This window comes from Streptomyces hyaluromycini (assembly GCF_002217755.1).
GTDB classification, from domain to species: Bacteria; Actinomycetota; Actinomycetes; order Streptomycetales; family Streptomycetaceae; genus Streptomyces; species Streptomyces hyaluromycini.
Map to the genome: position 1 here is coordinate 1 of NZ_BCFL01000046.1, position 12,403 is coordinate 12,403.

Annotated in this window: 12 protein-coding genes and 1 pseudogene; 7 read left to right on the forward strand and 6 right to left on the reverse strand. The window is 71.7% G+C overall.

Going from position 1 to position 12,403, the window contains the following annotated elements:
• Positions 1-132: 132 nt before the first annotated feature.
• The 3 genes from SSP29_RS50705 to SSP29_RS50715 are packed head-to-tail and all read left to right on the forward strand — an operon-like array spanning position 133 to position 2,744.
• Positions 133-999 carry a sterol desaturase family protein gene (locus SSP29_RS50705; protein WP_089107851.1) on the forward strand — a complete coding sequence of 289 codons (867 nt, stop codon included), beginning with the start codon at positions 133-135 and terminating at the stop codon, positions 997-999.
• Positions 996-1,661: a lysoplasmalogenase gene (locus tag SSP29_RS50710; RefSeq protein ID WP_089107813.1), complete on the forward strand. Its 666-nt coding sequence runs from the start codon at positions 996-998 to the stop codon at positions 1,659-1,661. The genes SSP29_RS50705 and SSP29_RS50710 overlap by 4 nt, the downstream gene beginning before the upstream one ends.
• A 36-nt stretch (positions 1,662-1,697) precedes the next feature.
• Positions 1,698-2,744, forward strand: a complete 1,047-nt coding sequence (locus SSP29_RS50715) for a zinc-dependent alcohol dehydrogenase family protein (RefSeq protein WP_089107814.1) — start codon at positions 1,698-1,700, stop codon at positions 2,742-2,744.
• A 6-nt stretch (positions 2,745-2,750) separates the two neighbouring features.
• Here the strand turns inward: SSP29_RS50715 and SSP29_RS50720 are convergent, their stop codons facing one another.
• The 4 genes and pseudogenes from SSP29_RS50720 to SSP29_RS61670 form a co-directional block, all read right to left on the reverse strand.
• Complete coding sequence (locus tag SSP29_RS50720) at positions 2,751-3,752, reverse strand: CopD family protein (RefSeq protein ID WP_245883606.1); 1,002 nt, start codon at positions 3,750-3,752, stop codon at positions 2,751-2,753.
• Positions 3,753-3,862: 110 nt separating this feature from the next.
• Positions 3,863-5,239: a CoA transferase gene (locus SSP29_RS50725; protein ID WP_089107815.1), complete on the reverse strand. Its 1,377-nt coding sequence runs from the start codon at positions 5,237-5,239 to the stop codon at positions 3,863-3,865.
• 39 nt (positions 5,240-5,278) lie between these two features.
• Complete coding sequence (locus SSP29_RS58205; RefSeq protein ID WP_089107816.1) at positions 5,279-6,838, reverse strand: S8 family peptidase; 1,560 nt, start codon at positions 6,836-6,838, stop codon at positions 5,279-5,281.
• Positions 6,839-6,900: 62 nt separating this feature from the next.
• A pseudogene (locus SSP29_RS61670) lies at positions 6,901-7,200 on the reverse strand (hypothetical protein); the annotation flags it as partial.
• Between the two features lie 581 nt (positions 7,201-7,781).
• On the opposite strand from SSP29_RS61670, the gene SSP29_RS50740 reads away from it, so the two are divergent.
• From SSP29_RS50740 to moaA, 3 genes are all read left to right on the forward strand, one after another.
• Positions 7,782-8,138, forward strand: a complete 357-nt coding sequence (locus SSP29_RS50740) for a DUF485 domain-containing protein (RefSeq protein ID WP_089107818.1) — start codon at positions 7,782-7,784, stop codon at positions 8,136-8,138.
• Entirely contained in the window at positions 8,135-9,754 is a 1,620-nt protein-coding gene (locus SSP29_RS50745; protein ID WP_089107819.1) for a monocarboxylic acid transporter, read from the forward strand. Before SSP29_RS50740 ends, SSP29_RS50745 begins: the two co-directional genes overlap by 4 nt.
• 153 nt (positions 9,755-9,907) lie before the next feature.
• Positions 9,908-10,897, forward strand: a complete 990-nt coding sequence (gene moaA, locus SSP29_RS50750; protein ID WP_218036985.1) for a GTP 3',8-cyclase MoaA — start codon at positions 9,908-9,910, stop codon at positions 10,895-10,897.
• Positions 10,898-10,903: 6 nt separating this feature from the next.
• Here the strand turns inward: moaA and SSP29_RS50755 are convergent, their stop codons facing one another.
• Both SSP29_RS50755 and SSP29_RS60835 read right to left on the reverse strand, forming a co-directional pair.
• On the reverse strand, positions 10,904-11,125 hold the full coding sequence (locus tag SSP29_RS50755) for a hypothetical protein (RefSeq protein WP_150136552.1): 222 nt from the start codon (positions 11,123-11,125) through the stop codon (positions 10,904-10,906).
• Between the two features lie 224 nt (positions 11,126-11,349).
• Positions 11,350-11,781 (reverse strand): DUF3099 domain-containing protein, encoded by a 432-nt coding sequence (locus SSP29_RS60835; protein ID WP_089107820.1) that lies wholly within the window; start codon positions 11,779-11,781, stop codon positions 11,350-11,352.
• A 245-nt stretch (positions 11,782-12,026) separates the two neighbouring features.
• Between SSP29_RS60835 and SSP29_RS50765 the strand changes: the two genes are divergently transcribed.
• Positions 12,027-12,305, forward strand: a complete 279-nt coding sequence (locus tag SSP29_RS50765) for a GlsB/YeaQ/YmgE family stress response membrane protein (RefSeq protein WP_089107821.1) — start codon at positions 12,027-12,029, stop codon at positions 12,303-12,305.
• The last annotated feature ends 98 nt before the right edge of the window (positions 12,306-12,403 follow it).

Below are 12,403 nucleotides of genomic sequence, written 5' to 3' on the forward strand. Positions count from 1 at the left end.
AGCTCGTGATCAATACACCTAGCGGCCGCCCGCCCGTTGGCGGAGATCGCCAACAAGCAAGCGTATACCGCAGGTAATACTTGTGGGTAACAACGTCTAGCCGTGGCCGACCGGCGGTTCTACGGTGCCCCCATGCCGAACCTGCCCGATGTCGTGCTGTGGTCGATACCCGCCTTCGTGCTGCTCACCGTGATCGAGGTGATCAGCTACCGCATCCATCCCGACGACGATGCCGCCGGGTACCAGGCCAAGGACGCGGCCACCAGCATCGGCATGGGGCTCGGGTCGCTCGTCTTCGACTTCGTGTGGAAGATCCCGATCGTCGCGATCTACACGGCGATATACGAGCTGACCCCGCTGCGCGTGCCCGTCCTGTGGTGGACCGTCCCGCTGATGCTGCTCGCGCAGGACTTCTTCTACTACTGGTCCCACCGCGGCCACCACGTCATCCGCATCCTGTGGGCCTGTCACGTCGTCCACCACTCCAGCAAGAAGTTCAACCTCTCCACCGCGCTGCGCCAGCCCTGGACCTCGCTGACCGTCTGGCCGTTCTACGTCCCGCTCGTGGCCGTGGGCGTGCACCCCGCCGCGCTGGCCTTCTGCTCCTCCGCCAACCTCGTCTACCAGTTCTGGATCCACACCGAACGCATCGACAAGATGCCCCGGTGGTTCGAGTTCGTGTTCAACACCCCGTCCCACCACCGGGTGCACCACGCCTCCCAGGGCGGCTACCTGGACCGCAACTTCGGCGGGATCCTGATCATCTGGGACCGGCTGTTCGGGTCCTGGGTGCCGGAGACCGAGCGGCCCGTGTACGGGTTGACCAAGAACATCAACACGTTCAACCCGGTCAAGGTGGCCACCCACGAGTACGTCGCCATCGCCAAGGACATCAGGGCCGCGCGCAGCTGGCGGGAGCGGGCCGGGCGGGTGTTCCGGGGACCGGGCTGGGCGCCGGCGCCCGCCGTGGAGCAGGCCGAGGAGTCCGTGGCCGCGTGAGAGCGTCCCGGGCGCTGCTCGCCGCCTTCGCCCTCGCCGTCGTCCTCGACCTCGCCTGTCTGGCCGTCGGCTTCCGCACCGGGCATGCCGCCGCCAAGGTGCTCCTGATGCCCCTGCTCGCCGCGTCCGCCGCCCGCGCGGGGGCCCCACGGCTGCTCGTCGCCGCCCTGCTGTGCGGCTGGGGCGGCGACGTCCTGCTCCTCTCCGACGCCGACCCCGCCTTCATGGCGGGCATGGCCTTCTTCGCCGCCGGGCACGTCTGCTACCTCGTCCTCTTCCGCCGCCAGGGCCCGCCACACGGGCGTGCCCGCCTCCTCGCCCTCGCCTACGCCGCCGCCCTCGTGACCCTGGTCGCCCTGCTCTGGCCCGACCTGCCCGCCGGTCTGCGCGTCCCCGTGGCCGGCTACAGCACCCTGCTCACCGCCATGGCGTACACCGCCGCCACCCGGCTCGGCCCGGTCGCAGGGCTCGGCGGCGCGCTCTTCATGGTCTCCGACACGCTGATCGCGACCGGCGTCGCCGACTGGCCGCAGCTGCCGCGCCCCGACCTCTGGATCATGCTCACCTATGCGGGGGCACAGTTCCTGCTGGTCCGGGGCACCCTCGACGCGCGGTCCGCACCGGCCACGGCGTACCGTGAAGTGCGCTCGACCACCCCCTGAGCGCACCCACGACACCGCACGAGAAGGACCCTCGCCATGCGCGCCACCACCATCCACGCCCCGTTCGACATGCGCGTGGAGGACGTGCCCGAGCCCGTGGTGCAGCTGCCCACCGACGCCGTCGTACGGGTGCTGCGGGCCTGCATCTGCGGCAGCGACCTGTGGGCGTACCGCGGGGAGGCGGCACGGCAGCCGGGGCAGCGCATCGGGCACGAGTTCCTCGGCGTGGTCGAGGAGACCGGCTCCGAGGTGGGCACCGTGCGGCGCGGGGACCTCGTGGTCGCCCCCTTCATGTGGTCCGACGGCGTCTGCGACTACTGCCGCGAGGGCCTGACCACGTCCTGCGAGCACGGCGGCTTCTGGGGCGCCGTGGGGTACGACGGCGGCCAGGGCGAGGCCGTGCGCGTCCCGTTCGCCGACGGCACCCTGGTCCGGCTGCCCAAGGACGCGGCCTCCGACGACCACCTGCTGTCCGCCCTGCTCACCCTCTCCGACGTGCTCGGCACCGGCCACCACGCGGCCCTCGGCGCGGGCGCCCGGCCCGGCGCCACGGTCGCCGTCGTCGGCGACGGCGCGGTCGGCCTGTGCGCCGTGCTGGCCGCCAAGCGGCTGGGTGCCGAGCGGATCATCGCACTGGGCCGGCACGAGGTCCGCACCGACATCGCGCGCCGCTTCGGGGCCACCGACGTCGTCGCCGAGCGCGGGGACGCGGCCGTGGCCGCCGTACGCGAACTCACCAGGGGCCAGGGCGCGCACGCCGTCGTCGAGGCCGTCGGCACCGAGCAGTCCATGCGGACGGCCGTCGAGATCACCCGCGACGGCGGCGCGATCGGCTTCGTCGGCGTCCCGCACGGCAGCGGCACCGGCCTGGACCTCGGCGTCATGTTCGACCGGAACATCGCCCTGCGCGGCGGTGTCGCCCCGGTCCGCGCCTACATCCCCGACCTGCTGCCCGACGTCCTCGACGGCACGATCGACCCGTCGCCGGTCTTCGACCTGACCGTCGGCATCGAGGGCGTGCCCGACGGCTACAAGGCGATGGACGAGCGCACCGCCCTGAAGGTGCTCGTCACCAACGGCTGAGCCGGGTCAGGTCCACCTGATCGGCAGCGGCAGCGCCGTCAGCACCCCCGACACCGCGACCACCGTCCCCAGCACGGCCACCTCGGCCCGCGCGGGGACGTACGCGGTCAGCGGGTCGGCCGCCCGGCGCAGCCGGAACCGGGCCCACAGCGCGAGCACGGCGACGGCGGCGACGAGGATCACCTTGGCCAGCAGGGTGCGCCCGTACGCCGTCGTCGTCAGCTGGTCCAGGACCGTGCCCGCGGGCATCCGCCGCAGCGAACTCCACACGCCCGTCGCGGTGATGGCCGCGAGCAGTACGCCCGCCACGCGCGCGTAGAGCCCGAGCAGTGCCGCCCCGGCCTCCCGGCCGTGCCACCGGCGCAGCATGCGCAGCGCGTGCAGCAGACCGCCCGCCCACAGCGTCGTGCACGTCAGATGCACCAGCGTCAGCGCGGAGCCGAGCAACGGACCGTGCTCGGGCGCGGGATGGGCGCGCAGCGCCTCGGCGACGGCCACCGCCGCCAGCGGCCACGCCTGGGCCGCCGGGCGGCGCGAGCGGGCGCACAGACCGGCCAGCAGAAAGGCGTTGACCTCGATCAGCGCCAACTTGCCGTCGCGCGACTGGTACAGGCCGCCCACGTCGATGTCGGCGAGAGAGCGCGGCACCAGGTTGCCCGTCGACACGACCGACGCGAGCCCCAGTGCGGCGACGAAACCGGCGACGGCCGCGAACACCGCCCAGCTGGACGGCCGTTCGGGCGGCGCGTCCGGCAGCCGGCGCGCCAGCCGGTCCACGAACAGCTCACCCGACGGCACGCACAGGGCGGCGAACAGCACCCCGCGCAGCAGGGCGATACCGCCCACCCCGGGCGCCGCGGCCTCCCCGGTGCCCCGCAGCGCCATGGACGGCCCGAGCAGCGGCACCAGCGCGGCCACCGCCACCAGCACCAGGACGGCGACGGCCCGCCAGGTCCCCGGGCGTCTCGCGGGGCCGCTCGCGGCCACCTCGGCGGTCGGTCGTGTCAACGGCCCCCCTGATCTCCACCAGCCATGACAGAAGCGGGCAAGTACAGGAAAACAGCTGGCGGACCGGCATACCACCCATTCATACGTTTCCGGCCACCTGGCGCGTACGGTCATGCCCAGCGGACCGGACACGACCCCCAAGGCACCGGAGGCCGGGCCCAGTCGGCCGGTCCGCCCGCGAAGGACACCGGCGGCCGCGCGTACCGCAGCCGCCCCAGCGCGCTGTCCGTCTCGGCGAGCCAGGCGTCCGGCCCGTGGTACGGCTCACCGGTCTCGGAACCCGGCTCCACCTCCTCCGTGAGCCACCGCGCGGTCCGCGCCAGAGCCAGCCGTACGAACCTGCTGCCGCCGTCGTAGGACTGCTCGGTCAGCGCCCGCAGCACGCCGGCCGCCAGCAGGTAGCCGGTGCCGTGGTCCAGCGCCTGCGCGGGCAGCGCGCCCGGCCGGTCCGCCGAACCCTCGATCTCCGCGATGCCGGTGGCGACCTGGACCAGGCTGTCGAAGCCGCGCCGCCCGCCCCACGGCCCGTACGCGCCCCACGCCGACACCTGGGCCACGACCAGCCCGGGCCGCCGTTCGGCCAGCGCCTCGGGGGAGAGCCCGAACCGGTCCAGGGCGCCCGGCCGGTAGCCGGTGACCACGACGTCCGCCGCGGCCAGCAGCTCCTCGAAGGCCGCCCGGTCCGTCGTCAGGTCGAGCGTCGCCGAGCGTTTCCCGAAGCCCGTGTCGGCGTGCTGGTCGGCGAGTTCGGGCAGCCATGGCGCGTCCAGGCGCAGGACGTCGGCGCCCAGCAGCCCGAGGGTGCGGGTGGCGACCGGGCCGGCCAGGACCCGGGTCAGGTCCAGGACGCGCAGGCCGGCGGCGGGCAGCAGGGGAGCGGCGCCGGCGTCGAGCGGCGGGAGCACGCGCGCGTGCGCCGCGTCCAGGCGTCCCCGCTCGATCAAGGGACGCGCGGCCACCTCGACGGCCTGCTCGTGCGCGGCCCACTCCTTGGGCGAGCGCAGCGCCACGGCGAGCCCGCCGGCGGCGTAGACGGCCTCCTCCACCTCCAGCGCGGGCCGCCCGGCGATCCGGGCCGCGGCCTCCTCCGGGGCGGCGTCTCCCGGGAGGCCCAGCGCGCCCAGCAACCGGGCTCTGTGATGCGGGTAGTTGGCGTGGGTGCGGACCCACCCGTCGGTCGCGCGCCAGAACCGGGACAGCGGGGCGAACTGCACGGGCGCCCGCCCGTCGACCAGCAGGTGCCGCTCACTGGTGAAGGCCGTCGCCACGGCACCGTCGTCCACCCGGACCCCGGGCACCTCCGCGGCCCCGGTCCGCCGTGCTCCCAGCTCGGCGGCGGCCAGCGCGCACACGCCGACGCAGGCGCGGGCGAGCCGCTGTACCGGAAGGTGTGCCGGGAGCGTGCCCGTGCGCGTCACGGTCGTGACCCGCGCGGGCAGCGTCGGATCGCCGCCCAGCGCGGACCATGCGTACTTGATTCCAGTCATGACTGCACTATGCATTATTGACTGGATCAATATATGTACCTACCTGGTCACCGCCGCCAGTGCGTCGGCGGTGCCCCAGCCGTAGAAGCCGTTGCGGTTCTTGGAGCCCTCGCACACCGCGTCGATCTTGCCGTCACCGTTGATGTCGTACGGGTCGGTGCACGGCGTGGCGGTCGCCTCGGCGTACAGCAGGGCCTTCACCAGGGCGGCGGAGGCGTGCGGATGGGTTGACTTGATCAATGCGGCGACACCGACCACATGCGGGGTCGCCATCGACGTACCCGCCATGTAGCCCCACCTGCCGCCCGGCAGCGGGCCCAGGATCAGGCCGCTGGTGGCGGGGGGCTCCGGCGCCTGGTAGGCCGTCGCGTCGCCGCCGGGCGCGGCGATGTCGATGACTCCGAGGCCGTAGTTGGAGAACGACGACTTGAGGCCCTTCGCGCCGGTCGCCGCGACCGTGACGACACCCGGCAGCTGGGTCGGTATGTCGAAGCACGTGTGCGGGTCGATCACCCGGTCGGTGGGTGTGCCGTCGTTCGGCGAGACCGGGTCGGTGATCGAGTGGGAGGCCAGGTCGTAGCTCTCGTTGCCGGCCGCCGCCACATTGACCGTGCCCTTGCGCTCCGCGAACTGCGAGGCCCGGGTGATGGCGTCGACGAGCGCCTTCTGGTCCGGGTCGTCGGTGCAGTTGAAGTACCAGGGGTCGGTGTAATAGCTGTTGTTGGTGACATCGATGTGGTGCTCGGCCGCCCACACGAAGCCGCAGACCACGGCCTCCGTGTAGAAGTACCCGGCGGTGGTGGCGACCTTGATGCCGGCCACCTTGACGCCCGGCGCCACGCCGGTGATGCCGATCCCGTTCTTGGCGCCCGCGATCTCGCCCGCCACGTGCGTGCCGTGCGGGCTCTCGGCCGCGGTGGGCCGCCAGGCGCCGTACGTCGTGTCCGGCTTGCCGGTGACGCAGTTGGTGGACTGCGCGGCGGAGAAGTTCGGGGCGATGTCCGGGTGGGTGTCGTCGACGCCGGTGTCGATGACGGCGACGGTGACCTTCGAGCTGCCCAGGGTCTTCTCGTGCGCCTTGTCCGCCTTGATGGCCGGCAGGTCCCACTGCAGCGGCTCCAGGGGGTCCTGACCGTCGGTCGCCTGGGCGTCCGCCTCCGAGACCTGCTCGGCGCTGAGCACCTCCGGTGTGCCGACGTCGGTGGTCGACTGGGCGGGCAGCGGCGCGTTGCGGGTGTTCCCGGCGGACTCCACGCCGGGCACCTTGCGGATGATCTTGGCGAAGTCGGCGTTCGACGAGTGGACGACGATCACACCGATCTCGTCGTACGCGATCACCACCGAACCGCCGGCCCGCTCGATCGCCTTCTGGACGCGCTCGGAAGTGCCGTGTCCGGGACGGACGTTGACGACATAGCTGAGGGACGTCGTGCCGTCGGCGGCGGCCGCGGACGCGGCTGCGGACGCGGCTGCGGCATCGGCCGCGCCGGTGTCGGCGGCGGACGCCGAGACGTTGGGCAGGAAGGCGAGGGCCGTGGCCATGGCCATACCGAGCGGGAGGGCGAGGACGCGACGGTAGCGCGGCTTGGGCGCGGTCATCTGAGGTCTCCAGTTCGTTCGCGGAACGGGCATGCCGTGCGGGAAGTCCTGCTCTCCGGTGACTACTTGACCGCGCGCAGCGCGTCGACGACACCGGATCCGTGGAAGCCGTCGACGTCCTTGCCGCCCACGCAGGCGGCGTCGACGATGCCGTCGCCGTCCCCGTCGTACGGGCCGGCCGGGCGGTCCGGGCAGTCCGGGTTGTCCGCCTCGGCCTTCAGGAGGGCCGGCAACCGGGCCGGAGTGGCGTGCGGGTCGACCGTCCGGGGGGCGGCCGTCGAGTCGTCCGGGCCGGAGTCGTCCGTGAGGGCGTGTGCGTCGAGGTCGTCGTTCGAGTCGCCCGCCGACGCCGCATTGAGCGTGGCCGCGCCGAAGTCCGGGTCCGCCGAGTGCGCGACGATCACGCCGATCTTGTCGTACGTCGCGATGATCGTGCCGGCGTTGCGCGCGATCACCCGCTGCACCGACTCGATCGTGTCGCGGTCCGTCCTGGTGTTGACGACGCAGGCCGGGTTCGGCCCGTCCGCCGCCGACGTCGCCCGGGCGGTCGGCGACAGGACCACCGGGGCGGCGAGCGCCGGCCCGCACCTGGAACGCAGATGAGCCATGGGGTCTCCACATCATCCGGAACATCAACCGAGAACGGGCCCGCCCAGGACGCGAGTGGCGCTTGGGCAGGTACATGACGGGTGGTGCAGGGCCGAAGCTATCTCCCGCACTCACCGGCCAGCAATGACCGGAGGCGACTTGCGCCGACGACTTCCGAAAGAACCCGGGCGAGTTGAACCCGTCCACGCGTGGCGCCGTGACCTTGAGGAGGGAGCCGCAGCAGGATCGAGGCCCCCCGTCGGAATCACTCACCGGAGCCGCTGTGACACTCAGAGTGAGTGGTCCAAATGTCTGTGAGGTCAGAATCCGCATGTCCGTATCGCGAGGAGACTCCGTGGCCACCGAGACACCACCGCCCTCGAAAACGCAGACCCGGCTTCCCTCCGGCGAGGAGTTCGCCGAGATGCAGCAGAGTCCGGAGTTCGCCGAACTGCGGCACTCCTACCGCTCCTTCGCCTTCCCGCTGACCTTCGCCTTCATCGCCTGGTACCTGCTGTACGTCCTGCTCTCCAGCTACGCGGACGACTTCATGGGCACCAAGGTCGTCGGCAACATCAACGTGGCCCTGGTCCTCGGCCTCGCCCAGTTCCTCACCACGTTCCTCATCGCCTGGTGGTACGCCCGGCACGCCGCCGCCAAGCTCGACCCCAAGGCCGAGGCCATCAAGTCCCGGATGGAGGGCGGCGCATGAGCCCCGCGATCACGCTGGCGGCCGGCGAGGCCAGCGAGCACCGGACCCTGATCATCACCCTGTTCGCGGTGTTCGTCGCCGCGACCCTCGTCATCACCATCTGGGCGGGCCGCCAGACCAAGGACGCCGCCGACTTCTACGCGGGCGGCCGCCAGTTCACCGGCTTCCAGAACGGCCTCGCCGTCTCCGGCGACTACATGTCCGCCGCGTCCTTCCTCGGCATCGCCGGCGCCATCGCCCTCTTCGGTTACGACGGCTTCCTGTACTCCATCGGCTTCCTGGTCGCCTGGCTCGTCGCCCTGCTCCTGGTCGCCGAGCCGCTGCGCAACTCCGGCCGCTACACCATGGGCGACGTGCTGGCCTACCGCATGCGCCAGCGCCCGGTCCGGACCGCCGCCGGCACCTCGACCATCGTCGTCTCGATCTTCTACCTGCTGGCCCAGATGGCGGGAGCGGGCGTCCTCGTCTCCCTCCTCCTCGGCATCACCAGCGACGGCGGCAAGATCGGCATCGTCGCCCTGGTCGGCGTCCTGATGATCGTCTACGTCACCATCGGCGGCATGAAGGGCACCACCTGGGTCCAGATGGTCAAGGCCGTGCTGCTCATCGCGGGCGCCCTGCTGCTGACCTTCATGGTCCTGGCCAAGTTCCACTTCAACGTCTCCGACCTGCTCGGCAAGGCCGCCGACAACAGCGGCAAGGGCGCCGCCTTCCTGGAGCCCGGCCTCAAGTACGGCGCCACCGGCACCAGCAAGCTGGACTTCCTCTCCCTCGGCATCGCCCTGGTCCTCGGCACCGCCGGCCTGCCGCACATCCTGATCCGCTTCTACACCGTGCCCACCGCCAAGGCGGCCCGGAAGTCGGTCCTCTGGGCGATCGGCCTGATCGGCGCCTTCTACCTGATGACCCTCGCCCTCGGCTTCGGCGCGGCCGCGCTGATCAAACCGGACGAGATCATCGCGTCCAACAAGTCCGGCAACACCGCGGCCCCCCTCCTCGCCCTCCACCTGGGCGGCGTCGACTCCAACTGGGGCGCGATCCTGCTGGCCACGATCTCGGCGGTGGCCTTTGCGACGATCCTCGCGGTGGTCGCGGGCCTCACCCTGGCGTCCTCGTCGTCCTTCGCGCACGACATCTACGCCAACGTCATCAAGAAGGGCCAGGCCACCGAGAAGCAGGAGATCAACGCCGCCCGGTACGCCACGGTCGGCATCGGCGCCGTCTCCATCCTTCTCGGCGCGCTGGCCCGCGACCTGAACGTCGCCGGCCTGGTCGCCCTCGCCTTCGCGGTCGCCGCCTCCGCCAATCTGCCGACCATCCTCTACAGCCTCTTCTGGAAGCGGTTCACCACCGCCGGAGCGCTCTGGTCGATCTACGGCGGCCTGGTCACCGCGGTCGGCCTGGTGCTGTTCTCGCCGGTGGTGTCCGGCAAGGAGACGTCGATGTTCCCGCACGTCGACTTCCACTGGTTCCCGCTGGAGAACCCGGGCATCATCTCGATCCCGGTCGGCTTCCTCCTCGGCGTCGTGGGCACTCTGCTGTCCAAGGAGGCCCCGGACGCCGAGAAGTACGCGGAGCTGGAGGTGCGGTCCCTGACAGGTACCGGAGCGCACTGAGCTTCGTACGACTGGCCGCGTCGACGGGATCGTAGAGTCCTACGACGCGGCCGCGTCGTACCTCGTGGCATCGGGCCCGTCGCGATGTCAGTGGTGTCACGTAGGCTCGCAGGTGACGGGAAAGAACTGGTTCGGACGCGGGAGGGGGCCCACGTGCTCATCGACACCTATGGCCGGGTGGCCACCGACCTGAGGGTCTCGCTGACCGACCGGTGCAATCTGCGCTGTACGTACTGCATGCCCGAGGAGGGGCTGCAGTGGCTGGCCAAGCCCGACCTGCTCACGGACGACGAGATCGTCCGGCTGATCGACATCGCCGTCCGCCTGCTGGGCGTCGAGGAGGTCCGCTTCACCGGGGGCGAGCCGCTGCTGCGTCCGGGGCTGGTCGGCATAGTGGAGCGGGTGGCGGCCCTGGCCCCCCGCCCCCGGATGTCCCTGACGACCAACGGCATCGGCCTGCGCCGCACCGCGACGGCCCTGAAGGCAGCCGGCCTGGACCGGGTCAACGTCTCCCTGGACACCCTCCGCCCGGACGTCTTCAAGACCCTCACCCGCCGCGACCGCCACCAGGACGTCCTGGACGGCCTCCGGGCCGCCCACGACGCCGGCCTCACCCCGGTCAAGGTCAACACGGTCCTGATGCCGGGGCTGAACGAGGACGAGGCCCCCGACCTGCTTGCCTGGGCGGTGGCCCACGGCTACGAGCTGCGCTTCATCGAGCAGATGCCCCTGGACGCCCAGCACGGCTGGAAGCGCGACAGCATGGTGACGGCCGGGGACATCCTCGCCTCGCTGCGCACCCGCTTCGACCTCACCTCCGAGGGCGCGGACGACCGCGGCTCGGCCCCGGCGGAGCGCTGGCTGGTCGACGGCGGCCCGCACCGCGTCGGCGTCATCGCCTCGGTCACCCGCCCGTTCTGCGCGGCCTGCGACCGCACCCGCCTCACGGCCGACGGCCAGATACGGACCTGCCTGTTCGCGCGGGAGGAGACGGACCTGCGCGGTGCGCTCCGCTCGGACGCGCCGGACGAGGAGATCGCCCGCCGCTGGCGGCTGGCGATGTGGGGGAAGAAGGCGGGGGCGGGACTGGACGATCCGGCGTTCGTGCAGCCGGACCGCCCGATGTCCGCGATCGGCGGCTAGCCCGGCCTACTCGGCCCGCTCGGGCGACTCAGACTCCCACTCCCGCAACAGCACGACGTCCTTCAAGAACCCCCGCACCCCCAGGAACTGCGAGAGATGCTCCCGGTGCTCCTCACAGGCGAGCCAGGTCTTGCGCCGCTCCGGCGTGTGGATCTTCGGGTTGTTCCACGCCAGCACCCACACGGCGTCGGCGCGACAGCCCTTCGCTGAACAAATGACGTCACTCACTGCTTCGTCTCGCAGTCTCGCAAAAAAGCCCCGCAAACAAGGCGACGCCGAGCAGCCACGGGGGGAGCTGCCCGGCGTCGGTCCGTCGCTCCGACGGGGGATGCGGAGCGCGTACGCAGTATGTCACGGGTCACCCTTGGCCCGGCACTGGAACAGCACGATAGATCTGAGCATTTCTTGAGCTTCGCGTGGAGTCGCCGCCTGTCCGCGACGGGTCCCGATCCTCAGACCGACTCCGGACGCTCGCCGCTCACCGCCCCCGCCGCCGGGTCCGCCACCACGTCCTCCGGGACGGATTCCGCATGGGTCGCCTCCGCCCGCGGCGGCGCGATCTCCCCCACTGCCGAAAGCGTGGGAGGTGCCCCCAGCCGGGTCGGCGCGACCCCGAAGGTCGACGGAAGCGACGGCGGCCGTTCCCGTCCGGCGTTGGCGATCACCACGGCGACATAGGGGAGCAGCGCCCCGAGCACCAAGGCCACGACGGCGACGTACCGTTCGACGTTCCACAACGTCACCGCGAGGATCACCGACATGGTCCGGATGGTCATCGAGATGATGTACCGTCGCTGCCGGCCGCGTACGTCCTCCGCCAGGCCGGTGCGGGCTCCGGTGATCCGGAACACCTGGACGTTGCCGTCGCCGCGCTGCTTCCGCATCACATTCCACCATTCGCCCGCATCGGACTCACCCCGGCCCGTACCCGGTCCGCACCCGCTCGGGGACCCGGGCCAGGACGCTTCCCACGTTACGCCGCGCCTGCGCCGCCTTCGAGACCGGGTCGCCCTCCCGCCTGCGTGAACGCCCTGCGCCGTAGCGCGTACGGCCGTACCGACATGCGCCGTACGGCGTACGGACCGAGACTTGGCGTAATGCTCACGTCGAGCCGTACGAGGAGGCAGTCATGGGCTGGTTGTGGGCGATCATCGTGGGTTTCGTGCTGGGCCTGATCGCGAAGGCGGTCATCCCGGGCAAGCAGCACAGCCCCCTCTGGCTGACGACCATCTTCGGCATCCTGGGCGCCGTCGCCGGCAACGCGATCGCCCGCGCGGTGGGCGTGGCGGCGACACCGGGCATCGACTGGACCCGCCACCTGTTCCAGCTGGTGGCGGCGATCATCATCGTCTTCCTGGGCGACATGGCGTACACGGCGACACTGGGGAAACGAAAGCAGCGCATCTGAGAGCGCCCCCGGCTGGAGCGCCCCTTTAGGGGCGCGGGGAACTGCGCGACCAGCCACGACGCACGCGCGGCCCGCAGAACACCCGCACCCCCATGGCG